Here is a 23,346-nt window from a genome sequence, read left to right as displayed (position 1 = left end):
GCCGATGTTCGGCTACATGGGCCTGATCGCGGCGACCATCTCCATCGCGGGCCTGTCCGTGACGGTGTGGGCCCACCACATGTACGTCACCGGCGGTGTACTCCTGCCGTTCTTCTCCTTCATGACGTTCCTCATCGCCGTGCCGACAGGCGTGAAGTTCTTCAACTGGATCGGAACGATGTGGAACGGAAGCCTGTCCTTCGAGACCCCGATGCTGTGGGCGACCGGCTTCCTGGTCACGTTCGTCTTCGGCGGCCTGACCGGCGTCATGCTCGCCTCACCGCCGCTGGACTTCCCGACCTCGGACACCTATTTCGTCGTGGCGCACTTCCATTACGTCGTCTTCGGCACCGTGGTCTTCGCGATGTTCGCCGGATTCCACTTCTGGTGGCCGAAGTTCACCGGCAAGATGCTCGGCGAGCGCCTCGGGAAGATCACCTTCTGGACGCTGTTCACCGGCTTCCACGGCACGTTCCTCGTCCAGCACTGGCTGGGCGTGAACGGAATGCAGCGCCGGATTCCCGACTATCTGGCGGTGGAGGGCCTCACCACGCTCAACACGCTGTCGAGCGTCTTCTCCTTCCTGCTCGGCCTGTCCCTTCTGCCCTTCTTCTACAACGTCTGGAAGACGGCCAAGTACGGCGAGCCGGTCGCCGCCGACGACCCGTGGGGCTACGGCCGCTCACTGGAGTGGGCGACCTCCTGCCCGCCACCCCGGCACAACTTCGTCGCGCTTCCCCGGATCCGCAGCGAGTCCCCCGCGTTCGACCTGCACCACGCCCCCGCACCGGGGGCGCCGGAAAGGGAGTTGGCCGCCCGGTGAGCACCCCCGACACCCGCACGCTCCTCAACGACATCGAGGGACATCTCCTCCTCGCCGCCGCCCGCGCGGAGGGCCGCAGTGCCGCCGCGCGCTTCACCGCCCCGCTGCACTGGCTCACCGACGCCCAGCGGGAGGAAGTGGAGCGCCGGTTCGAGGCGGAGTACCTCGCACTCGCCCGCACCTCCTGGCAGCGCACGGTGGCGCGGGCCGGGGAGTTGCGGGGCGAGTACGAGGAGGCGTACCGCGGGCTGCGGCGCCGCCTGCTGGCCTGCTGGCTGCTGGGCGGCGCCGCGGTGGCCGCGGTGGTGTCGCTGGTGTGTCTCGCCTAGGCGGGTGCTACGTCAGCGTCCACTTCTGGTTGTCGCCGCCGTTGCACGACCACAGCACCAGCAGTGAGCCGTTGGCCGTGCCGTTGTTGTTCGCGTCGAGGCAGAGACCGGCGTTGACGTTGGTGAAGGTGCCGTCGCTGTTCACGTTCCACTGCTGGTTGGTCTGGCCGTTGCAGTCCCAGATGACGACCTTGGTGCCGTTGGTCGTGCCGCGGTTGTAGGCGTCCAGGCACTTGTTGCCGTACACCACGAGTTCCTTGCGGGAGGTGTAGCTCCAGGACTGGTTCTGGCCGCCGTTGCAGTCCCACAGCTCGGCCTGGGTGCCGTTGGTGATGGTGTTGTTGTAGATGTCGAGGCAGCGGCCGGACTGCTTGCCGACGGCCATGGTGCCGTTCGCGCCGGGCAGGGGTCTGACGGTGACCGAGTCGATGCCCGACGCTCCCGAGAAGGCGAGCGTGTTGGCGGAGCCCTTGGACAGGGAGGCCGCGACGGAGATCGTGCCCGGGCTCGATCCGGTCGGCGGGAAGGCGACCTTGGTGGGCGTCTGGCCGTTGACCTGGAGGGTGGCCGTGCGGGTGGTGGAGGTGTTGTTGGTGTAGGAGACGTCGACCGTCTTCAGGCCGGTGCTCCCGGCGACCACGCCGGTGAAGCTCGACGTGCCGGTGTAGGTGCTGCTCGCCGCCTCGGTGCCGCCGGTGACCGTGAGCATCACCGAGCCGCCCGCCGGGACGCTCGCCGTGTAACTCGTGCCGTACGTCCCCACGTCGGCGCGCGCCCACAGGTCACGGACCGTGGCGTTGGCGTTGGTCAGGCCCAGGTCCGACCAGCGCACGGTGATGTTCTTGGCGGCGGAGGTGCGGTTGAGCAGGACGACCGCGCGGTTGCCGGCGCCGGACAGGACCTTGCCGTAGACCTGCGCTCCCGTGGTGTCCTCGGCGACCTCGACGCCCTGGAGGCCGCGCGAGTCCTGGTCGACCGCGATGACCTCGGGGTTCTTCAGGATCCCGGCGGTCTCCGCGGTCATGGTGGCCAGGTTGTTGCCGGCCAGGAGGGGGGCGCCGGAGATCGCCCACAGGTTCATGTGGGTGCGGTTCTGGGCGGCGGTGAAGCCGTCCATGCCGACCATCAGCATGTCCGGGTCGTTGTAGTAGCCGGTGTGCTGGGCCGTGGGGTGCAGGTTGGTGTCGTAGTTGGCCAGCAGACTCGTCATCGAGGGCTTGTTGCCGTAGTAGATGATGTCGGTGTTGGTCCGCCACATCGCGCCCTGGCCCGGGGCCCAGTTCCACGGGTTCTGGTAGCCCCAGTTGCAGAGCGAGAGGGTCAGCGGCCGGCCCGTGGTCGCCGTGGCCTTCGTGATCGCGTCACTGATGGCCTGGTACGTGGTCTTCGCGTCGAGGCCCTCGGCGTCGCCGCCGCACCAGTCGACCTTCACGAAGTCGAAGCCCCACTTCGAGAACTGGAGCATGTCCTGGTCGTAGTGGCCCTCGCTGCCCGAGCCGGGCGCGGCGGGCCGGCCCGTCGGGAAGTAGTAGCCGCAGCCGTCCTTGCCGGCGTCGGTGTAGATGCCCGCCTTCAGGCCCTTGCTGTGGATGTAGTCGGCGATGGCCTTCATGCCGCCCGGCCACTCGGTCTCATCGATCGTGATGTTGCCGGCGGCGTCCCGGGTGCCCTGCCACCAGCCTTCGTCGATGTTGATGTAGTTGTACCCGGCCGCGGGCAGGCCCGCCGCGACGAACGCGTCCACCTGCTGCTTGATCACGTTGTAGTCGATCTTCGCGGCGAAGCTGTTCCAGGACGCCCAGCCCATCGGGGCGGCGGGCACCGATATCTGACGGCTCGTCGCCGCCAGCGCCGGAGTCGGCTGGGCGAACAGCAGGGCGGCGGTCGCGGTCAGGGCAAGGGCCAGGGCACGGACGGCCGTGGCTCTACAGCGTCGTACGAGGCCTCTGGCGGTCGAGCGAGGTGATCGCGGCGGGGGGTACATGCGGCTCCTTCATGCGGGAGGAACACCGAGGATGGTCGGAATTTCGAACAGAGATCGGTGATCCGAACATTGTGCGCGCCGAACGTAGAGCCACCGGAGAGGCAAGTCAACGGATGTGACAAGGGTGAAGTTGCCGTTGCGTACGGTTCGTTGCCCGGGGTGGCTCGTCCCGCCGCCATACTGGCCTTCGTGCGCGTAGCCATCATGACGGCGGGGTCCCGGGGCGACGTGGCCCCCTACACCGGCCTGGGACACGGACTTTCCCGCGCCGGACACGAGGTCACCCTGGTCACCCACGCCCGGTTCGAGCCGCTGGCGGCGCGGGCGGGGCTCCGGTTCCACCCACTGCCGACGGACCCTCGGGCGGAGCTGGAATCCTCGCGCGGGCGGAGGCTGCACCGCAGTGCGACCGGCGTGGGCAAAATGGTGCGGGTGGTGGCGATGGCGCGGGCACTGGTCGGGCTGATGACCGACGACCTGGTGGCGGCGGCCCGCACCAGCGACGCACTGCTCCTCGCCGCCTCCCTCGGCCCGCTGGGGCACACCATCGCCGAGGGGCTGTCCCTGCCGAGCCTGGGCGTCCACCTCCAACCCCTCTCCCCCACCCGGGAGTTCGCGCCGCCGATGCTGGGCGTCGGCTCCTGGGGGCCCGTCGGCAACCGGGTCGCCGGGATGGGCGTGAGCCTGGCCGTCGAGCAGGTCTTCGCCGCGGCCTTACCGCCCCTACGGGCCCGGCTGGGGCTGCCCCGCGCACATACCACCGCGGGACTGCGGGCCCGGGAGCGCCAGGGCTGGCCGGTGCTGCACGGCTTCAGCCCGCTGGTGGTCGCACGGCCGCGCGACTGGCGGGCGGGTCTCGACGTGGCGGGCTACTGGTGGCCGTACGACGGGGAGGACCGGCTGCCGCCCCGGCTGGAGGAGTTCGTCGATGCCGGGCCGCCGCCGGTCTTCGTGGGGCTGGGCAGCGCGACCGTGCCCGATCCGCGGCGGCTCGGGGCCGACATCGTGCGTGCCCTGCGAACGGCCGGGCTGCGCGGGGTGATCCAGCGGGGCTGGGCCGGGCTGGAGGCCTCCGGCGACGACATGCTGACCATCGGCGAGGTCCCGCACTCCCTGCTCTTCCCGCGGATGGCGGCGGTCGTCCACCACGCGGGTGCGGGCACCACCGCTGCCGGGCTGCGGGCGGGGGTGCCGGCCGTGCCGGTGCCGATTCAGTTCGACGAGGGGTTCTGGGCGGCGCGGCTGGTCGGCCTGGGCGTGGCCCCGCGCACTGTTCCGCTGCGCCGCCTGACGGCCGACGCGCTGGCCGCTGCGCTCGTGCGGGCCACCCGTGATCCCGGGTACGGCGAGCGGGCCCGGGCGCTGGGGGCGCGCATCCGGAGCGAGGACGGGATCACGCCGGTGCTCGACGCGGTGAACCGGCTGGCCGACTAGGGGTTGCCGACCATGACGTTGTCGGCAACGGCCGGTCGAATCACCTTGGCCAGGGGTGCGTTCGGCCAGTCGTGTCGGCAGTGTGCTGCTGGAAGCGGCCGTCAGCGTCGGGTGTGTTCGAAGTTTCCGTCGCTGCGGCGTGGCGTCGTCGCCCAGGATGGGAGCCAGGCCGTCTCGGGGAGCGGTGCCAGGTTTCCGAAGTGGTTGATGATCGCCCGAAGTCCTGGGTGTGGATTCGCTCGGGGGACGATGAGCGAGAGCGGGTATGCGAGCGTCGGATTCACGATCGGGATGCGGCGCAGGTCGTGGTTGGTCGGCCAGATGTAGCGGTCGCGCGAGCCTACGAGGGTTGCCACGTCCGCGGAGTCCGCGAGGATGTCGAGGAGTACCTCGTTGCCGAAGTTCGGGCCCGCGGCGTCAACGCGGAGGTCGAAGTCGGTGGCGAGCTGATCGTAGAACTCTGCCCATTCGCTTCGCGGCGCGATACCCGGCACCCAGATCCGGTGCCGGCGCAGCTGGGACGGTGTCAGTGTGCGTGCGCAGGCGAGCGGGTGCCTCGGGCCGACGAGGAGTTCCAGCGGGGAGTCGAACGCGTGGATCATTTGCACGTCGCGCGGCAGTGTGGCCGGGTCGGTGACCGAGCGGAACGAGGCGTCGATATCGCCTGATTGGACGGCGGTGACCGCCACGCGAGGGTCGTTGACCCTGAGGGTCACCACGTCGAGGTCGGTTTCGGGATGCGACCGCCAATAGTCGTGCAGGACGACGGCCTGGGCGGATCGCAGGCCGAGAACGTCGATCCGAAGGGCCCGCGAGCCCGGCCTGATCGCGGTGATGGCGCGATCGACACCCGTGACGATGCTCCGGGCGTGCGGGAGGAAAGCCTGGCCGTCGAGTGTCAGCTCGACCCCTCGGGCGGTTCGGGTGAACAACCGGACGTCGAGTTCGCGCTCCAGGGTCGCGATCCGCTTCGACACGGCCTGTTGCGTTACGCCGAGCTCGTCGGCCGCGTGTTGCAGCTGTCCGAGCTCGGCCGCGCGAACGAACGATCGCACCGCCTCGGTATCCATCGATCCAGCGTAAACGTGCCCAACCGATGGTTGTGGCTCGCCCGGGAGACGGTTGTTTGATCCCGTGACGGTGCGGCCGGTGTGATGCAGAGACCCGAACGTCGGTTGTCCGAGGGAGTCGCATGCGCGTGCAGTTGGGCCGCAGTTTCGGTTGGCTGTGGTCGGCCTACGCCGTCAGTACATACGGTACGTGGATTGCCTTCGGCGCGTTCCCGCTGATCGCGGTGCGAGTGCTGCACTCGTCGGCATTCGCCGTGTCGCTCCTGGAAGCGGCGGGGCTCGCCGTCGCGGCGATTGTCGCGTTCTCGCTCGGGCCGTGGGTCGAGCACCGGGCCAAGCGTCCGGTGATGATCGCAATGGACCTGATCCGGTTCATCGCGATGGCAAGTGTCCCGATCGCGTACGTCCTCGGTTTGCTTTCATACGGCCAACTGCTGGTCGTCTCGGTCATCTCCGGGACCGCGAGTATCGCCTTCACTGCCGCATCCGGCGCGTATATGAAGTACCTCGTCCGTGGCGATCACCTCCTTGTGGCGAACGGGAGATTCGAGGGCACGAACTGGGTGGCGACCGCCGCGGGCCCGCCCCTCGGCGGTGCACTCACAGGCTTGCTCGGCCCGGTCACCACTGTCATGGCCGACGCCCTCAGCTACCTGCTGTCCGCGCTCGGGGTCCTCCGCATCCGCGGAGGCGACGTCGCGGCACCCCGCGACCGGGCCACCAGGTCGCGCGGAGCCGACCTTCACGGCGGCCGGCGGTTCATCCTCCGCGACCGCGCACTGAGGCGCCTGTTCCTCAACTCGGTCCTGGTCGGCGGCCTCATCATGGCCACCGTCCCGCTCCTGTCCGTCCTCCTGCTGGGCCAGTACCACTTCCCGGCCTGGCAGTACGGTCTCGCCTTCGGCATCCCGGCACTCGGCGGCTTCGTGGGCGCCCGCCTCTCCGTGCGCCTCGTGACCCGCTACGGCCGGCACCGGGTCATGATCGTCTCCGGCTGGCTGCGATCGCTCTTCCCACTCGGTCTCACGTTCGTCCGTCCCGGCATCCCCGGGCTCCTCACCGTGATCATCGTCGAGGGCCTGCTGATCACCTGCATGGGCATCTTCAATCCGATCTACGCAACAGAACGCCTGCAACGGATCCCCGCGGATCACACCGCCCAAGTCCTCAGCACATGGAGTGCCGTCAGCAAACTCCTACAAGCTGCCCTGACGGTGATCTGGGGCCTTCTCGCCACACTCACCAGCCCGCTCGCCGCGATCACCATGTCCGGCGTTCTCCTGCTCGCCACCCCGCTCTTGCTGCCCAAACGGATACATTTCTCCGCCCCCGAGCCCGCCGCGTCCGCCGAAGACGTCCGGGTCGCATGACTCCCCGCAACGCCCCGCTCACCCCGGAAGGGCGCCGCCTGCTCATCGAGCGCTGTCGCACCCGCCAAGTCGCGCATGGTGCCGCGGAGATGGGGATGTCGCGAGTGACGGCAGCGAAGCGGGTGAGTCCTTACCGCCGCCACGACGAGCTCGGACTGCCTGACCGGTCCTCGGCCCCGCACCGGCAGCCGACGCCCCCTCCGCGAGCGCGAACGGTCTGCCTCGCGGATCGCGTTCGAGCCGCCCCCTCCTAGCCCTCCCCCGGCACCCACCCCGGCGGCTGCAGAATCCCCAGCAGTTGCCGGACCAGTTCGTCGACCACCTCGTCCAGCGTGGCCTGCACCCATCCCGCGTTCCAGTCGTGCAGCAGGCCGTTGACGCTGCCGATGAACGCCGTCGCGGCGAGCCGGTAGTCGCGGGGCGCCGCCTCCCCCCGCGCGGCGAAGGCCTCCGCCTCGGCACACACGAGGTCGACCCAGCGGGAGCGGCGGGCCAGGCGCTGTTCCTCCATGCGCGGACTGACGCCGATGATCTCGACGAAAGTGATGCGGACACGGCGCGGGTCCGCGGTCACGTTCGCGGCGTACGCGCGGAAGATCGCGGCGGCGCGTTCGGCGAGCGGCAGGTGCTGCGCGCCGGTCACCGCGGCGAGGACGGCCTCCTCGGCCCAGTCGTTGACCTGGAGGTGCAACGCGGCCAAGACGTCCTCGAGGGTGCGGAACTCCTCGTAGAACTGGCGCGTGGACAGTCCCGCGGCCTCGCTGAGCGCGGCGACGGTGGTGGCGCGGTATCCGGGGACGTCGCCGAAGAGCTGAAGTGCGGCGTCCAGGAAGCGGCGGCGCCGCTCGGCCTGCCGCTCCTCGGCCGATTTGCCGCCGTAACGGCCGCTCGGCGCCTTGAGCCTGCCCGCCACCGTGCCTCCTCACTGCCTCGCCCCGTCCTGGGACACCAAGTTTGTCGTGTACGCGGTCTTGTCGAGAAGGCCGCCTCTTCCTTACTTTCGAGTAAGTCAACTCTGAATGCAGCCGTGTTCAGATTCATCGCCGCGCCCCGGCACCCGCCCACCCCAGAGGAGAGAGCACTCATGCGTGCTTTCGGACCCAGGCACCTTTGCTCCATGGCCGCCGCCGTCGTCCTGACCGTCACCGCCCCCGCGACCGTCGCCGGCGCCGCTCCGGACTCCTCGGCGGCAGCCCTGCGCGAGGTGATGTTCGTGGGCAACAACTGGGACGGCACCGCCGACGTCATCAAGTCGTCCGGGGACTTCGCGAAGGTCGCCCGGATCAACGTGATTCCCGACAAGGACCAGCGGATGGCGGAGATCAACGCCGATCCGATCCGGTGGATCGCCTACATGACCATCCGCAACAGCGTCGGCGAGGGCCACGACCAGTTCGTCGACGACATGTACTCCACGCCGGACGGCACGTCGGTGGTGGTCTCGCGGCCGAGCTTCGCCGACGTCGTCTCCATCGACCTGGCCACCGGGAACATCAACTGGCGCTTCCCCGTGTCGGGTTACCGTTCGGACCACATGGCCGTCTCCCCCGACGGCAAGCGGGTCGCGGTGTCCGCGTCCACCGGGAACACCGTGCACGTGCTGGACATCGTCACCGGCAAGCAGCTCGGCTCGTTCGGCACGGGCGACAAGCCGCACGAGAACATCTTCACCAAGGACGGCAAGTACATCTGGAACATGGCCATCGGCGACGTGAACACCTCGACCGACGCGCCGTGGCTGGACTGGACGAAGGGCAACCGGGTCATCACCGTCGTCGACGCGACGACGTACCAGCAGGTCAAGGTCATCGACATGCGGGAGCGGCTGGACGCGATCGGCCTGAGTGACTACTCCGACGCGGTGCGGCCCGCCGTCTTCTCGCCGGACGAGTCCAAGCTGTACTTCCAGGTGTCGTTCTTCAACGGCTTCTTCGAGTACGACATCGCCACCGACAAGATCGTCCGGACGAAGACGCTGCCGAAGAACCCGGCGACCAGTGACGACCGCACCACGTTCGTCAACGACTCGCGCCACCACGGCATTTCGATGAAGCCGGACGGCTCCAAGCTGTGCGTGGCGGGCACGATGGACGACTACGCGACCGTCGTCGACCGCGCCACCCTCCAGGAAGGCCCGCTCGTGCCCGTCGCCAAGCCCTACTGGGCGACCGTCAGCGGCGACGGCAAGAGCTGTGTCGTCTCCGAGAGCGGCGCCGACCAGGTCACGGCGATCGACTTCGCCACCGGGCAGAAGACGGTCTCGGTACCGGTGGGCGACCACCCGCAGCGCGTGCGCCTCGGCCACGTGACCGCGGACTGGACAGGCCCGGCCTCCTGAGGCTCAACTCGTCAGCCGCTCAAGGGCCTTGACCTTGCCGTTCCGCCCTGTCCCGCCCTGTCCCGTCCCGTCCTCGGTCGCCATTCGCTGCGCGGCGACCGAGGCGGCGGCGCGCCCTGGGTCTGCCGCTCCGGGACCCGAAGGGATCGGGGCGGTGACGGTACCGAGCACGGCCCGCCGACCGGCCCGCCCAGAACGGGCGTCATGAGGTGATCTGGCTGCGCCGCTCTCCAACTCCGGGCAATGGTCGCCGGTTTGGATTCCCCGCTCGCGGCCGATTGGCGGGGAGCCTGCGGGGGATGCCCCTGCGTGCCGGCGAGCGGTACGCGCGAGGATGGCGGACATGGCGTTGTCGACAGCGTTCACGAAGTTGTTCGGTGTGCGGCATCCGATCGCGCTGGCACCGATGGGCGGTTCTGCCGGTGGTGCGCTGACGGCGGCCGTCTCGCGGGGCGGCGGGCTCGGGCTGCTGGGCTCCGGGAACGGGGATCCGGGCTGGCTGGCCCGCGAACTGCCTCTCGTCGCACAGGGCACCGACAAGCCGTGGGGCATCGGCTTTCAGACCTGGGCGATCGACACCAGCGCGGTCGAGCGGGCACTGGAGCACCAACCCAGGGCGGTGATGCTGTCCTTCGGGGACCCGAGCGCGTTCACCGAACGCATCCGCCAGGCCGGCGCGGCACTCATCATCCAGGTCACCGACCTGGATGAGGCCAGACAGGCAGTGGACCTGGGCGCCGACGTCATCGTGGCGCAGGGCACCGAGGGCGGTGGACACGGGGCCCGGCACGGGCGGTCCACCTTGCCGTTCGTGCCGGTGGTGGCAGACCTTGCGGCACCGGTTCCGGTGCTGGCGGCCGGCGGGATCGGCGACGGCCGCGGACTGGCGGCCGTCCTGGCTCTGGGGGCCGCGGGGGCACTCATCGGCACCCGCTTCCAGGCCACCGCCGAAGCCCTGGTCCCCCCGGCGATCGCCACCGCGATCGTCGAGGGACACGGGCAGGACACCGAGCGCAACCGCGTGCTCGACATCGCCCGCGGTTCGCGGTGGCCCGCCCGGTACACCGCCCGCACCCTGGGCCATCGCTACCTCGACCAATGGCGGGGCCGGGAAGCGGAACTCGCCACGGATGCCGAGGCCCAGCGGGCTTATCACGAGGACGTGGCCCAGGGCCACGTGCCGCCGCTACCGGTCTGGGCCGGCGAGGCGGTCGACCTCGTCACCGACCAGCCACCCGCAGCCGACCTCGTCGAAACCCTGGCCGCCCAGGCCGAGGACGCCCTGAACCGCGCGGGAAAGTACTGAGACACTCCGGCCTGCTGGACCTCGACGGCCCGTTCGGCGACCTCGGCGGGCCGCTGGAACCGGGCCGGAGCCGCCTCCTCGTAGAGGCGGTGTCCGGCCCGGCTGCCTGCGCCGGGCGTGAGCAGGCCCGCCCTGTCGCACGGCGGGCCGAGCGGCCTCAGCCGGCCTGCCGTGCCGCCCACGCCGACAACTCGGACCGGGCCGCGCCGAGCAGGTCCGCCGAGGGCGAGGTCGTTCCGTTGGTCACCAGCGCGTAGTGCAGGACACCGTTGTCGGGTGCGGTGAGCAGAAGGCGGCGGCTGCCCGTGCCGCCCGGTTCCGGGGCCGCCGCGATCGGGGTCGTCCGGGTGTACGCCGGCGGGGCGTAGGACGTACCCAGGTCGGAGACGACCGTGGTGGTGGAGGTCGGGAAGGATGCCGGGAGGTGCAGTTCGGTGGGCGCCGACGTGCCGTCGGAGCGCCACAGCAGCAGGCCGTACTGTCCCGAGCCCACCAGCCGGGAGACGTTCGGGAGCGAACTCGGCACCGGGTTCCAGGTCAGGGTCGTGGAGCCGTCGCGGGAGCGGTCCTCGTAGGTGAAGGCGACGGTCGAACCGGCGGTGGCGCTCGGGTAGACGCGGTCGAGCAGCCGGGCGTCCTGGCGCAGCACGGCCGTCCCCGAGTCGTCGAGGCGTACGGCCGACAGGTCCTCGTCGTTCCAGGCGTCGCCGGTGGTCAGCACCTTGTCGGCGTTGCCGTTCATCAGCTCGTGATGGCGTCCGTTGTAGATGTCCCACTGCCACTGCGAACCGGACAGGACCGGGCCCGAGGCCGTCGGGTTCGACCACCAACTCGCGCCCGGGAGGCGGGAGTCGAGGGCCTGGTACATCGCCTTGAGGACGGTCGGCGCCTTGTCGGAGACGTTGCCCGCGAGGGGGTGGCCGAACTCGCTGACGACGGCGGCGGTGTCCGTGGCCGCGGCGCGGTCGCGGACCGTGCCGAAGTCGCCCGAGTACTGGCCGTCGGCCGCCTTGCCCGGCATGAAGATCCCGGAGATGGCCTTCTGGTCGTAGAAGTGGGTGTTGAACACGTAGTCCGGGCCGAGGGTCCCGGAGTCGAGGAGTCCGCCCTCCTGCTTCTGGAAGCTGATGTTGGCGTTCCAGAACAGGTTCGGCTCGACGAAGGCGGGCTTGTCCTGCCAGCCGGCCGTGTCCATGCGGGCGCGGAACTTCTCGTAGAAGGGCCACAGCACGTCGCGCTCCCAGGCGCGGCTGGTCTGGCCGGAGTCGTACACGCCGGCGTGCGGCTCGTTGTAGGGGTCGAAGCCGACTACGCCTGTGAACTCGGCGGCGCTGACGTGCTGTTTGACGTACGTCATCGTCTTCTGGGCGGTGGTGAGGAACGCGTCCTGGAGACCGTACGCGTTGTGCCAGAAGTCGTACGACGCCTGCTTCACGGCCTCGTTCTGGGTGATGTTCTGGCCCCAGAACAGGCAGATCCCGCAGTTCTCGTCCGGGTAGTTCCCGGCGTCCACGGCCCACTTGGGGGCGCCGTCGCCCGTGTACCAGCTGTCGGGGTCGAAGAGGTGGCGGGAGTAGAGGTCCTGGTGGAAGTCGGGGTAGACGCGGATGCCGGCGTCGAGGAAGGCGCGCATCTGGTCGGTGGCGGCGGCCAGGTAGGCCTCGCTGACCTGGCCGCGCACGGGTTCGGCGTACGCCCAGGACAGCAGGAAGCGGACCGTGTTGCCGCCGCCTAGGGCGCGCAGCGCGGTCGCGGACTTCTTCGCGTCGGCGACGGAGGCGAAGGGCAGGCCGTTGTTCTCGGCCAGCTTGGTCTCGCCGGAGACGTTGTAACCGCGCAGGACGACCTCGCGGCCGAGGCCGTCGGTGAAACGGCCGTCCTGCACGGTGACGGGGGTGTCGTCGAACCAGAGCGAGTCGGGGAGGGCTTCGGCGGTGGCGGGTCTCACGCCCGTCACCGTCAGGAATCCGGAGAGGACAACCAGAACAACGAGCAGACGCGCGCGTATATTCGGCATGTCCATTACAGTCCGGCGATTTCGGTACAACGTCAACACCATCTGACTGATGAGTAAGTTTCACCTTTGGTGATCAGTGCCTCATCCGCCCACCCGGCGCGTGACGTTCAGCAGGTACTCCTTGCGGTTCAGCGGGTTGTTGTCCGTGCGCGGCCTGCGCGGCGACGTGCCGCGTGCGACGGGCGCGTAGTGGTCGAAGGAGCTCTCCACTTCCCCCTCCCCCCGGCTGAGCCCCGGAAGCCGCTGCTCCAGTTCGTGTACCCGGTCCGCCGGAACGACACCTTCCAGAACGCAGATGTCGCCGTGCGTCTCGGTGGTCCGGGGTACGGCCCGCAGCGCGGCCAGCACCGGCAGGAGCGCACCGAGCGTGTCCTGCGGAGCCTCGATGCGGAAGCGGTGCATCGGCTCGTACACCTGGGTGCCCGCCCGCTTGAGCGCCTCGACGAGGACCAGCGGGGTCAGCCCGCGGAAGTCGGCGCCGGTGCTGGACATGCTCTTGTCGAAGCCCTGGTGGGAGTGGCTCTGCCGGGGCCAGTAGCCGCAGTGGGTCATCGTGACCGTGCAGTCGGCGACCTGCCAGCCGTGCAGACCCTGCCCCAGGGTGTCGCGCACGGTGTCCTCGATGGCCTTGAAGAAGGCGTACGGCATGGAGCCGAGCTCCACCTCCAGCAGGAAGCCGACCCCCGAGCCGGGCGGCGCCGGGTCGACTCGCAGGCCGACGGTCGCGAGGAACGGGTTGGCGTCCTTCTTGATGAACTCGACCGCCGTCCCGGTCCCGGCGGGCCGCTCGATGCACAGCGGTGTGGTCTCGCGGAAGGTGACCTCGAGTCCGAACTCGTCGGCGAGGGTGGCCTGGACGACCTCCTTCTGGACCTCGCCGTACAGGGAGACGGAGGTTTCCCTGCGTACCTCGTCGTGGCGCAGGCCGATCAGCGGGTCCTGTTCGGCGAGTCGCGTGAGCGCAAGGTGCAGGGCTCCGCCGTCCGTGTGCGGTCCGGGGACGACGACGGTTTCGAGGGTCGGCGGAGCGAAGAAGTGGCCGTACGCCTTGCGGGGTTCGCCGAGGGAGTCGCCGATCCTGATGTCGGCGAGGCCCCACAGCTTGGCGATGCGGCCCGCGGGAACGGTGTCCCGGCGGACGTCCGTGCCGTGGTCGAAGACGCTGACCGCGGTGATCCTGCCGTCCTCGCGGGCGTCGCCGAAGGGGATCCGGTCACGGGTGCGCAGGGTTCCGGAGAACATCCGTGCGTACGCCACCTTCTCCCCCGCCGGGCCCCGTTCGACCTTGAAGACGGTGCCGGAGAGCGGGCCGTCGGGGTCACCGTCGGCCGCGGGCAGCAACTCCTTGATCCCCGCGATGAGTTCGTCGACGCCCGCGCCGGTGACGGCGGATCCGAAGTACACCGGGTGCACCAGGGCCTGCCGGGTTCGGGCCGCGAGGGCGGCGCGGAGCCGGGCTTCGGAGACGGTGTCCTCGACGTAGGCGGACAGCAGGTCGTCGTCGTGGTCGGCGAGGACGTCGAGCGCGGCAGGGCCGAGGCCGGGGGTGAAGCGGGCGGCGCGCGTGCCGAGTCCGGCGGGTGTGCCCATCGGTACGGCGGAGGGCGTGAGCCGTTCGGAGATGGCCCGCAGCACGCCTTCGTGGCCCGCACCCCGCCGGTCGATCTTGTTGACGAAGACGAGCGTGGGGATGCGCAGGCGCTGCAGGGTCCGCATCAGCACACGGGTCTGCGCCTGGACGCCCTCGACGGCCGAGACGACGAGCACGGCGCCGTCGAGGACACCGAGTACCCGCTCCACCTCGGCGATGAAGTCGGGGTGGCCGGGGGTGTCGATGAGGTTGACGGTCACGTCGTCGATCGCGAAGGAGACGACGGCGGACTTGATGGTGATGCCGCGCCGGCGCTCCAGCGCGAGGGTGTCGGTCTGCGTGTTCCCGTCGTCAACGCGGCCGATCTCGTCGATCACACCGACCGAGTGCAACAGCCGCTCGGTCAGGCTGGTCTTACCTGCGTCGACGTGGGCGAGGATCCCGAGGTTGAGCAAGTGCACGAAGCGTCATGTCCTTCGAAGAGGGGGTCATTCCTTCCGGGGCGGACATGAACGGTGCGCGCATTGCTGCTCCTGGACTCGTGCGAAGACAAGGTCACCTGAAGTTCAGCAGCTCCGGCGCCACGGCGCCAACGGATTAACGCTCAACCAGTGACGTCCCGCCCCTCGCCCCCTCCACGGAGCAGTCCTAGAGTGACGCACATCACGTCCCGTGGTCCTGGGAGGGCACATGACCCGTATCTCGGTGAAGGTGGACGGCACGACGTACCAGGACGAGGTGGAGCCCCGTCTCCTGCTGGTCCACTACCTGCGTGACCGGCTGGGCCTGACCGGCACCCCCATTGGCTGCGACACCTCCAACTGCGGGGCCTGCACGGTCGACCTGGACGGCGAGAGCGTCAAGAGCTGCTCGGTCCTCGCCGTCCAGGCGGACGGCGGCGAAGTGACCACCGTCCAGGGGCTGGCGCGGAACGGGGAGTGGACGGGTCTGCAACGCGCCTTCCACGAGCGGCACGCGCTGCAGTGCGGTTACTGCACCCCGGGCATGATCATGGCCGCACGGGATCTGCTGCGCGAGAACCCGCACCCCTCCTCGGACGAGGTACGCCACGCCCTGGAAGGCAACCTCTGCCGCTGCACGGGCTACCAGAACATCGTGCGCGCGGTGCTGGCCGCGGCCGAAGCCCCCGAGTCGTCCCGGCCCTCCGGGCAGGAGGTCACGGCATGACCGAGCAGCTCACCGAACGGGAGGTCGGCCGCTCCCGGCCCCGCAAGGAGGACGCCCGCCTCCTCACCGGTCAGACCAACTGGACCGACAACATCGATGCGGCCGGCCTGCTGCACCTCGCCATCCTCCGCAGCCCCATGGCCCACGCCCGTATCGACCGGATCGACGTCACGCCCGCCCTCGAACGCCCGGGCGTCGTCGCGGCGTTCAGCGGCAGCGACCTCGCGGAGGGGATGGGATCGCTGCCCTGTGCCTGGCCGGTGACCGAGGACATCGTGCTGCCCGACCATCCGCCGGTCGCGGTCGACGAGGTGCGGTACGCGGGCGACCCGGTGGCGGTCGTGGTGGCCCGCGACCGGTACGCGGCGGCCGACGCCCTGGAGGCGATCGAGGTCGACTACGAGCCTCTGCGTCCGGTCCTCGATCTGGAGGCCGCACTGGAGCCGGGCACCCCGCTGGTCCACTCCGGCAAGGGCACCAACCGCTGCTACGTCTGGCCCCTGAAGACCGGCGAGGACTTCGAGACCGTACGGCAGCGCGCCGAGGTGACCCTGAAGCGCCGCTACCACCAGCAGCGGCTGATCCCCAACGCCATGGAGCCGCGCGCGGTCGTGGTCACCCCGCTCGCCGCGTCCGGCGAGTTCACGGTGTACTCGGCCACGCAGATCCCGCACATCCTCAGGGTCATGCTCTCCGTGGTCACCGGGATCCCGGAGCACAAGCTCCGCGTGATCGCCCCCGACGTGGGCGGCGGCTTCGGCTCCAAGCTCCAGGTCTACGGCGAGGAGGCCCTCGCCCTCACGGTCGCACGCCGCCTGGGCCGCCCGGTGAAGTGGACCGAGTCCCGCTCCGAGGGCTACCTGGCGACCCATCACGGACGCGGCATGATCCAGGACATCGAGATCGCCGCGAACCGCGACGGAAAGCTGCTCGGCCTCAAGGTCGACCTGCTGGCCGACATGGGCGCGTACCTGATGCTGGTCACGCCGGGCATCCCGATCCTGGGCGCCTTCATGTACCCGGCGATCTACAAGATGGACTCCTACGACTTCACCTGCACCGGCGTCTTCACGACCAGGACGCCCACCGACGCCTACCGGGGCGCCGGACGCCCGGAGGCGACGTACGCCATCGAACGGATCATGGACGAGCTGGCCGTCGAACTCGCCCTGGACCCGGTGGAGTTGCGGCGCCGCAACTGGATCCGGCACGAGGAGTTCCCGTACACGTCCGTCGCGGGACTGACGTACGACAGCGGCAACTACGAGGCCGCGACGGACAAGGCCCTCGCCCTGTTCGGGTACGACGAGCTGCGTGCCGAGCAGGACAAGCGCGTCGAACGCGGGGACACCGTACGGCTCGGGATCGGTGTGTCGACGTACACCGAGATGTGCGGGCTGGCGCCGAGCCGGGTGCTGCGCGATCTGCGGTACGCGGCCGGCGGCTGGGAGGCGGCGAGCATCCGCATGCTGCCCACCGGCAAGGTCGAGGTGGTCACCGGGACCAGCCCGCACGGGCAGGGCCATGTGACCTGTTGGAGCCAGATCGCCGCCGACGTGCTGGGCGTGCCGTTCGAGGACGTCGAAGTGGTGCACGGGGACACCAAGGCGTCCCCGCAGGGAATGGACACGTACGGCTCGCGGTCCCTGGTGGTCGGGGGCACGGCCGTGCACCACGCGGCGCAGAAGGTGGTCGAGAAGGCACGGAAGGTCGCCGCACATCTGCTCGAAGCGAGCGAGCACGACCTGGAGTTCACCCACGGCGTGTTCTCCGTGAAGGGCTCTCCCGACGCCCGCCGGACCATCCAGGAGGTCGCCTTCGAGACGTTCTCCTCGCACGACCTGCCCGACGGCATGGAACCCACCATCAACGCCGAGCACCTGCTCGACCCGGACAACTTCTCCTACCCGCACGGCACCCACCTGTGCGCGGTCGAGGTCGACACGGAGACCGGGCGGACGCGGATCCGGTCCTACGTCTGCGTGGACGACGTCGGCCGGGTGATCAACCCGATGATCGTCGAGGGGCAGGTGCACGGCGGGCTCGCGCAGGGCATCGGGCAGGCGTTGTACGAGGAGGCCGTGTACGACGACGAGGGCAACCTGGTCTCGGGGACGATGGCCGACTATCTCGTGCCGTCCGCGCCGGACCTGCCGGACTTCGTGACGGACCGGACACAGACGCCCGCGTCCTCGAATCCCTTGGGGGTCAAGGGAGTCGGGGAAGCAGGGACCATCGCCTCCACTCCCGCCGTCGTCAACGCGATCGTGGACGCACTGCGGCCGTTGGGCGTCGGGGACGTCCGAATGCCCTGCACCCCCGAACGGGTCTGGAAGGCGATCGAGGAGGCCTCGCGATGATTCCTCCGGCATTCGAGTACACCCGGCCGACGAGCGTCGACGCGGCGGTACGCGCACTCGCCGCCGCCGGTGACGAGGCGAAGGTGCTGGCCGGCGGGCAGAGCCTGCTGCCGCTGCTGAGGCTGCGGCTGGCCTTTCCCGAACTGGTCGTGGACGTCGGCCGGATCCCCGGGCTGCGCGGGGTCCGGGAGGACGGCGGCACACTCGTGGTCGGCGCGATGACCACGCACCACGACGTGATCCGCGAGCCGCTCGTCCGCCGGCACGCGGGTCTGCTGGCGGCCGCCACTGCCACGGTCGCGGATCCCGCCGTACGGCATCGCGGCACCCTCGGCGGCTCTCTCGCGCACGCCGATCCGGCGGGGGACCTGCCCGCAGTGCTGCTGGCGCTGGAGGGCGAGCTGATCGTCGTAGGGCCGCGGGGACGGCGCGCGATCCCCGCGCGGGACTTCTTCGTCGACTACCTGCAGTCCGCGCTGGCGCCCGACGAGCTGCTCGTCGAGGTCAGGATCCCCAAGGCGGACGGCTGGGGGTTCCGGTACGAGAAGTTCCAACGGGTGGCGCAGGCCTGGGCGGTCGTCGGCGTGGCCGCTCTGGTGAGGCGCGAGGACGGGCACATCGCCGAGGCCCGCGTGGGGCTGACCAACATGGGGCCGGCCCCGGTGCGCGCCTCGGCGGCCGAGGAGGCCCTGGCCGGTGCCGGGGACGCGCGGGCCGTGGCGCGGGCGGCACAGTCGGCGGCCGTCGGGACCCGGCCGTCGCAGGACCTGTCGGCCTCCCCCGAGTACCGGGCGCATCTGGCACGGGTGCTGACCAGGCGGGCGGTACTGGCCGCCGCCGGGATGGGGTGAGCTGCCATCACGGACGTGGACGGCCCGGCACGGGTACGGGCCCGCCTGGAGGAGACGGGATACCTCGTCGACGACGGGCTGGCCGTCGCCTGCTTCCTGGCCCTCCGGCTGCACCGGCCGCTCTTCTGCGAGGGCGACGCGGGCGTCGGCAAGACCGCGCTCGCGTCCGCCCTCGCTGAGGCGCTGGACGCCCCGCTGATCCGGTTGCAGTGCCACGAGGGCATCGACGCCTCGCAGGCCCTGTACGACTGGGACTTCCCGCGCCAGCTGCTGCACCTGAGGGCCGCCGAGGCGGCGGGAAGCACCGACGCCGAGCGGCTGGAGGGCGAACTGTACGACCGGCGGTTCCTGGTCGCCCGGCCGCTGCTGAGGGCCCTGGAGACCCAGCCGTCGGTGCTGCTCGTGGACGAGATCGACCGTGCCGACGACGAGTTCGAGGCGTTCCTGCTGGAGCTGTTGTCCGAGTTCGCGGTCACGATCCCGGAACTGGGCACGCTGCGGGCCGAGGTGCCGCCCGTGGTCGTGCTGACCTCCAACCGCACGCGGGAGGTGCACGACGCGTTGAAGCGGCGCTGCCTCTACCACTGGTTCGACCATCCCGGCTTCGCCCGTGAACTCGCCATCGTGCGGCGGCGGTTGCCGCGGGTGTCGGCGCGGCTCGCCGAGCAGGTCACCGCGCTGGTGCAGGCGTTGCGGGCGCAGGACCTGGTCAAGCCGCCGGGGGTGGCCGAGACGATCGACTGGGCCGAGGCGCTGGACGCGCTGGGCGCGCGTGAGGTGGACGCGGAGCTGGCGGTGGCGACGCTGGGATCGGTGCTGAAGTACCGGGAGGACGCGGAACGGGCGCGGGGTCTTGACCTGGCGGCGGTGCTCGCCGCCCGAGAGGCCCGAGGAGCGTGAGGGCCGTGCTCGCCCCGGACGCCGCCCTGCTCGGTTTCGCCCGTGCCCTGCGGGCGGCCGGCGTCGACGCGAGCACCGAGCGGCTGCACGCGTTCCTGCGGGCGGTGGACGTGCTGGGGCCCGGGATGCGGTCCGACGTGTACTGGGCGGGCCGGCTGACCCTGTGCGGGAGCCCGGACGACCTGGAGCGCTACGAGCGGGTGTTCGCCGCCTGCTTCGGCGCGGCCGAGCCCGTCGGACCGGCCGCGGTCGCCGCTCCCCCGCCACGTCTGCGGATGGTCGTACGGGACGCCCCCGCGTTTCGTACGACAGCTGGGCGGGAGCCCCTCGCGCCGCCCTCCGCGACGCCGGCCGGCACGGCCGAGGTACTGCGCCACCGCGACTTCGCCGAACTGGACGCGGCCGAGCGCGCCGCGGTGCACCGGCTGCTGGCCGCGTTCGCGCTGCCGGGTGAGGCCCGGCGCACCGCGCGTCGGCGGCCGGCCCGGCGTGGTGACGTCGATCCGCGGCGGACCGTACGGGAGCTGCTGCGACGGGGCGGGGAGCCGGCGCTGCTGCGGCACCGGGCCCGGGCCGTGCGGCCGCGCCGGGTCGTGCTGCTCGTCGACGTCAGCGGCTCGATGGCGCCGTACGCGGACGCGTTGCTGAGGTTCGCGCACGCGGCCGCGCGGGGCACGCGGACGGAGGTGTTCACGATCGGCACCCGGCTGACCCGGGTGACGCGGGAGCTGTCGCACCGCGATCCCGACCTGGCGATGGCCGCGCTCGCGGCGGCCGTGCCCGACTGGCGCGGCGGCACCCGGCTCGGTGAGCTGCTGCGGGAGTTCCTGAACCGGTGGGGGCAGCGGGGCATGGCGCGCGGCGCGGTCGTCGTGCTGCTCTCGGACGGCTGGGAGCGTGGCGATCCGGAGCTGCTCGCGGACCGGATGCGACGCTTGCACCGGCTGGCGTACCGGGTGATCTGGGCCAATCCGCTCAAGGCACGCCCCGGGTACGCGCCCCTGGCGGCCGGCATGGCGGCAGCACTGCCGAGCGTGGACGCGTTCGTCGAGGGGCACAGCCTGGCCGCGCTGGAGCGTCTGGCGGCGGTGGTGGCAGGAGCCGACGTGGCTTTTGTGGAAGGAGCGGATCGTGCGTGACATTCTCCCGGCACTGAACGGCTGGTACGCGTCCCGCGCACCCTTCGGCCTGGCGACGGTGGTGGCGGTCAGCCGCAGCGCGCCGCGCGATCCCGGTGCGGCCATGGCCGTGGGCCCCGGCGACGAGGTCGTGGGCAGTGTGTCCGGCGGCTGTGTCGAGGGGGCCGTCTTCGAGCTCGCCCAGGAAGTGGTGGCGAGCGGGGAGGCCCGCCTGGAGACCTTCGGGTACAGCGACGCGGACGCCTTTGCGGTCGGGCTCACCTGCGGCGGCGAGATCACGCTGCTGGTCCGACCGGTCACACCGGAGTCGGACCCGTCCTTCGGCGCAGTCGCCGAGTCGGTTGCCGCGGGCCGTCCGGTGACCGTGGCCACGGTCACCGACGGGCCGGCGCCGCGCGGAGCCACCCTCGCGGTGTGGCCGGACCGGGTCGCCGGCACGCTCGGCACGGACGGCCTGGACGTGGCGGTCACGGCCGACGCGCGCGGCGAACTCGCCCTCGGTGCCACGGGCCTCAGACACTACGGACCGCACGGCGAGCGCCGCGAGGACGCGGTCACCGTCTTCCTGCACTCCTTCGCGCCCCCGCCGCGCATGCTGGTCTTCGGCGCGATCGACTACGCGGCGGCGGTCGCCCGCATCGGAGACTTCCTCGGCTACCGGGTCACGGTCTGCGACGCCCGCCCGGTCTTCGCCACGCCCAAGCGCTTCCCGGAGGGCGTCGAGGTGGTCGTGGACTGGCCGCACCGCTACCTGCGGGACACGGACACTGACGATCGCACGGTGATCTGCGTCCTCACCCACGACCCGAAGTTCGACGTACCGCTGCTGGAGGTGGCGCTGCGCCGGCCGGCCGCGTACATCGGCGCGATGGGCAGCCGCCGCACCCACGACGACCGGATGCAACGGCTGACGGAGGCCGGGCTCACCGAGGGCGAGTTGTCCCGGCTGCGCTCCCCCGTGGGGCTCGACCTGGGCGCCCGTACGCCCGAAGAGGTCGGCGTGTCCGTCGCCGCCGAGATCGTCGCGCTGCGCTGGGGCGGCAGCGGCGCCCCGCTGACGGCGACGGCGGGAGCGATCCATCCGACCGAGTCTCAGTCCTAGGCCCAGTCCTTGGAGGAAGTCATGGAGCTGCACCACGAGTTCACCGTGCCCGTGCCGGTCGACGACGCCTGGCGGGCGCTCCTCGACATCGAGCGGGTCGCGCCGTGTCTGCCCGGGGCGACGGTGGAGGACTACGACGGCAAGACCGTGACCGGCTCGGTGAAGGTCAAGGTCGGTCCGGTCACCGTCGCCTATCGGGGGACCGCCGTCTTCGAGGAGCAGGACGAGGCGGCGCACCGCATGGTGCTGCTCGCGAGCGGCCGGGAGACCCGCGGCCAGGGCACGGCCCGGGCCACGGTGACCGGCACGCTGGCCGAGCGCGACGACGGCACGGCCGTGTCGGTGCGGACCGATCTGACCGTGACCGGGCGTCCGGCGCAGTTCGGGCGGGGAGTGCTGGCGGAGGTCGGCGACCGGCTGGTGGGCCGGTTCGCCGAATGCCTGTCCGAACGGCTGGCCGAGTCGGCGGTGGCGGTGCGGGAGCCTGACGAAAGGCCGATCGACCTGTTGCGCACGGCCGGCGTGCCCGTCGCCAAGCGGGCGGCCGTCGCAGCGGCCGTGGCGGTCGTCGTGGTGCTCGCGGTCACGCGGATACGGCGACGGCGGCGGGCCTGAGCCGTCAGGAACCGTGGCTGCGGTGGTCCTCGACGACCGCGTCGAGGTGCCGCAGGGCGGCCGTCACCCGGGCGGGGTCCGCCTGGAAGAACGGGTCGTCCGGCACCGGCAGCGACCCCGCGACGGCCCAGCCGCGGCCCCGCGCCCAGGTCGCCTCGTCGAGGCCGACCGCCTCCCGGAAGGCGTCCCGCGCCGAGCCGGGCAGGAACTTCCAGGCGGGCAGCAGGTCCACCGCCGGATCGGCCACCGCCAGCGTCCCGAAGTCGATGACGGCGCTGAGCCTGCCGTCCACGGTCAGCAGGTTGCCCGCGTCGAGGTCGCCGTGGATCCACACCGGCGGCCGGTCCCAGGCAGGGGCCGCGAGGGCCGCCTCCCAGACCTCCGTCACCGCGTCCGTGTCAACCAGGCGCCCCTTCTTCAGAGCTTCGATCTTGCCCCGTACGAGTGAATCCGCCGCCACGGAATCCCGTTCGTCGCCCATCGGCACCCCACGGAAGGCGTTGCTCGGCTCGGGCCCGGGACCCCCTGTGGCGTCGATCGACCGGAGGGCCTGGAGGAATCCGCCGAGGTCGCGTGCGGCCCCGACGGGGTCGGCCAGTCCCTCGGTCGTCGCCGTCTCCCCCTCCAGCCATCGGTACACGGACCACGGGTACGGGTAGCCCTCGCCGGGTTCGCCCTTCGCCACCGGCTCGGAGACGGGCAGCGGCAGTCGCGGGGCGATGTGCGGCAGCCAACGGTGTTCACGCTCCACCTGGCCCACCCAGTGGGCGTAGCGCGGCAGCCGTACGGACAGGTCGGTGCCGAGCCGGAAGGTGGCGTTGTCCATGCCGGACTGCCGAACCGGGGCGAGGGGCAGGTGCGCCCACCGCGGGAACCGGGCGGCGAGCAGACGGCGTACGAGAGTGGTGTCGATCAGCACGCCGTCCAGT

19 protein-coding genes are annotated in these 23,346 nt (G+C 71.0%); 13 read left to right on the top strand and 6 right to left on the bottom strand.

Annotated elements, in window-relative coordinates:
- A partial coding sequence (locus ADK57_RS27130) for a cbb3-type cytochrome c oxidase subunit I (protein WP_078973359.1) occupies positions 1–823 on the top strand: 823 nt, incomplete at its 5' end.
- On the top strand, positions 820–1,152 hold the full coding sequence (locus ADK57_RS27125) for a hypothetical protein (protein ID WP_053752198.1): 333 nt from the start codon (positions 820–822) through the stop codon (positions 1,150–1,152). The genes ADK57_RS27130 and ADK57_RS27125, both read left to right, overlap by 4 nt.
- Positions 1,153–1,159: 7 nt before the next feature.
- Here ADK57_RS27125 and ADK57_RS27120 read toward each other — a convergent pair whose 3' ends face one another.
- Positions 1,160–3,136, bottom strand: coding sequence for a ricin-type beta-trefoil lectin domain protein (locus tag ADK57_RS27120; RefSeq protein WP_078973352.1), 1,977 nt, complete (start codon positions 3,134–3,136; stop codon positions 1,160–1,162).
- Positions 3,137–3,340: 204 nt separating this feature from the next.
- Here ADK57_RS27120 and ADK57_RS27115 point away from each other — a divergent pair, with 204 nt between their 5' ends.
- Positions 3,341–4,570: a glycosyltransferase gene (locus ADK57_RS27115; protein ID WP_053752209.1), complete on the top strand. Its 1,230-nt coding sequence runs from the start codon at positions 3,341–3,343 to the stop codon at positions 4,568–4,570.
- 101 nt (positions 4,571–4,671) lie between these two features.
- On the opposite strand, the gene ADK57_RS27110 is transcribed toward ADK57_RS27115, so the two are convergent.
- A complete protein-coding gene (locus ADK57_RS27110; protein WP_053752197.1) occupies positions 4,672–5,640 on the bottom strand; it encodes a LysR family transcriptional regulator in 969 nt (322 codons plus the stop codon).
- Positions 5,641–5,762: 122 nt separating this feature from the next.
- On the opposite strand from ADK57_RS27110, the gene ADK57_RS27105 reads away from it, so the two are divergent.
- Positions 5,763–7,010 (top strand): MFS transporter, encoded by a 1,248-nt coding sequence (locus ADK57_RS27105; protein ID WP_053752196.1) that lies wholly within the window; start codon positions 5,763–5,765, stop codon positions 7,008–7,010.
- Between the two features lie 250 nt (positions 7,011–7,260).
- Here ADK57_RS27105 and ADK57_RS27100 read toward each other — a convergent pair whose 3' ends face one another.
- Positions 7,261–7,923 (bottom strand): TetR/AcrR family transcriptional regulator, encoded by a 663-nt coding sequence (locus tag ADK57_RS27100; protein ID WP_053752195.1) that lies wholly within the window; start codon positions 7,921–7,923, stop codon positions 7,261–7,263.
- A 171-nt stretch (positions 7,924–8,094) separates the two neighbouring features.
- Here ADK57_RS27100 and ADK57_RS27095 point away from each other — a divergent pair, with 171 nt between their 5' ends.
- Both ADK57_RS27095 and ADK57_RS27090 read left to right on the top strand, forming a co-directional pair.
- On the top strand, positions 8,095–9,348 hold the full coding sequence (locus ADK57_RS27095; protein WP_053752194.1) for a YncE family protein: 1,254 nt from the start codon (positions 8,095–8,097) through the stop codon (positions 9,346–9,348).
- 343 nt (positions 9,349–9,691) lie between these two features.
- Entirely contained in the window at positions 9,692–10,654 is a 963-nt protein-coding gene (locus tag ADK57_RS27090; protein ID WP_053752193.1) for an NAD(P)H-dependent flavin oxidoreductase, read from the top strand.
- A gap of 157 nt (positions 10,655–10,811) precedes the next feature.
- Here ADK57_RS27090 and ADK57_RS27085 read toward each other — a convergent pair whose 3' ends face one another.
- The gene (locus ADK57_RS27085) at positions 10,812–12,671 is read right to left on the bottom strand and encodes a cellulase family glycosylhydrolase (protein ID WP_078973357.1); all 1,860 of its coding nucleotides are present in this window, start codon (positions 12,669–12,671) and stop codon (positions 10,812–10,814) included.
- A gap of 81 nt (positions 12,672–12,752) precedes the next feature.
- Entirely contained in the window at positions 12,753–14,723 is a 1,971-nt protein-coding gene (locus ADK57_RS27080; protein ID WP_053752191.1) for an elongation factor G, read from the bottom strand.
- Between the two features lie 229 nt (positions 14,724–14,952).
- On the opposite strand from ADK57_RS27080, the gene ADK57_RS27075 reads away from it, so the two are divergent.
- The 7 genes from ADK57_RS27075 to ADK57_RS27045 are packed head-to-tail and all read left to right on the top strand — an operon-like array spanning position 14,953 to position 22,417.
- Complete coding sequence (locus ADK57_RS27075; protein WP_053752208.1) at positions 14,953–15,450, top strand: (2Fe-2S)-binding protein; 498 nt, start codon at positions 14,953–14,955, stop codon at positions 15,448–15,450.
- Positions 15,447–17,810: a xanthine dehydrogenase family protein molybdopterin-binding subunit gene (locus ADK57_RS27070; protein ID WP_053752190.1), complete on the top strand. Its 2,364-nt coding sequence runs from the start codon at positions 15,447–15,449 to the stop codon at positions 17,808–17,810. The genes ADK57_RS27075 and ADK57_RS27070 overlap by 4 nt, the downstream gene beginning before the upstream one ends.
- Positions 17,807–18,661, top strand: a complete 855-nt coding sequence (locus ADK57_RS27065) for an FAD binding domain-containing protein (RefSeq protein WP_053752189.1) — start codon at positions 17,807–17,809, stop codon at positions 18,659–18,661. Before ADK57_RS27070 ends, ADK57_RS27065 begins: the two co-directional genes overlap by 4 nt.
- 15 nt (positions 18,662–18,676) lie before the next feature.
- A complete protein-coding gene (locus ADK57_RS27060; protein ID WP_234390430.1) occupies positions 18,677–19,561 on the top strand; it encodes an AAA family ATPase in 885 nt (294 codons plus the stop codon).
- Complete coding sequence (locus ADK57_RS27055; RefSeq protein WP_053752187.1) at positions 19,558–20,700, top strand: VWA domain-containing protein; 1,143 nt, start codon at positions 19,558–19,560, stop codon at positions 20,698–20,700. The genes ADK57_RS27060 and ADK57_RS27055 overlap by 4 nt, the downstream gene beginning before the upstream one ends.
- Positions 20,693–21,802, top strand: a complete 1,110-nt coding sequence (locus ADK57_RS27050) for an XdhC family protein (protein WP_053752186.1) — start codon at positions 20,693–20,695, stop codon at positions 21,800–21,802. Before ADK57_RS27055 ends, ADK57_RS27050 begins: the two co-directional genes overlap by 8 nt.
- Before the next feature lie 21 nt (positions 21,803–21,823).
- Complete coding sequence (locus tag ADK57_RS27045) at positions 21,824–22,417, top strand: SRPBCC family protein (protein ID WP_053752185.1); 594 nt, start codon at positions 21,824–21,826, stop codon at positions 22,415–22,417.
- Positions 22,418–22,421: 4 nt separating this feature from the next.
- Here ADK57_RS27045 and ADK57_RS27040 read toward each other — a convergent pair whose 3' ends face one another.
- Positions 22,422–23,336 carry an aminoglycoside phosphotransferase family protein gene (locus ADK57_RS27040; protein WP_053752184.1) on the bottom strand — a complete coding sequence of 305 codons (915 nt, stop codon included), beginning with the start codon at positions 23,334–23,336 and terminating at the stop codon, positions 22,422–22,424.
- Between the last annotated feature and the right edge of the window lie 10 nt (positions 23,337–23,346).

The organism is Streptomyces sp. MMG1533 (assembly GCF_001279775.1).
Lineage (GTDB): Bacteria > Actinomycetota > Actinomycetes > Streptomycetales > Streptomycetaceae > Streptomyces.
This window is presented reverse-complemented; position numbering and strand designations above follow the sequence as displayed.

Coding starts and splice junctions, on each gene's coding strand:
- ADK57_RS27110 (WP_053752197.1), bottom strand. CDS start 5,640: ATGGATACCGAGGCGGTGCGATCGTTCGTTCGCGCGGCCGAGCTCGGA.
- ADK57_RS27095 (WP_053752194.1), top strand. CDS start 8,095: ATGCGTGCTTTCGGACCCAGGCACCTTTGCTCCATGGCCGCCGCCGTC.
- ADK57_RS27085 (WP_078973357.1), bottom strand. CDS start 12,671: ATGCCGAATATACGCGCGCGTCTGCTCGTTGTTCTGGTTGTCCTCTCC.
- ADK57_RS27065 (WP_053752189.1), top strand. CDS start 17,807: ATGATTCCTCCGGCATTCGAGTACACCCGGCCGACGAGCGTCGACGCG.
- ADK57_RS27045 (WP_053752185.1), top strand. CDS start 21,824: ATGGAGCTGCACCACGAGTTCACCGTGCCCGTGCCGGTCGACGACGCC.
- ADK57_RS27105 (WP_053752196.1), top strand. CDS start 5,763: ATGCGCGTGCAGTTGGGCCGCAGTTTCGGTTGGCTGTGGTCGGCCTAC.
- ADK57_RS27075 (WP_053752208.1), top strand. CDS start 14,953: ATGACCCGTATCTCGGTGAAGGTGGACGGCACGACGTACCAGGACGAG.
- ADK57_RS27115 (WP_053752209.1), top strand. CDS start 3,341: ATGACGGCGGGGTCCCGGGGCGACGTGGCCCCCTACACCGGCCTGGGA.
- ADK57_RS27090 (WP_053752193.1), top strand. CDS start 9,692: ATGGCGTTGTCGACAGCGTTCACGAAGTTGTTCGGTGTGCGGCATCCG.
- ADK57_RS27070 (WP_053752190.1), top strand. CDS start 15,447: ATGACCGAGCAGCTCACCGAACGGGAGGTCGGCCGCTCCCGGCCCCGC.
- ADK57_RS27120 (WP_078973352.1), bottom strand. CDS start 3,136: ATGTACCCCCCGCCGCGATCACCTCGCTCGACCGCCAGAGGCCTCGTA.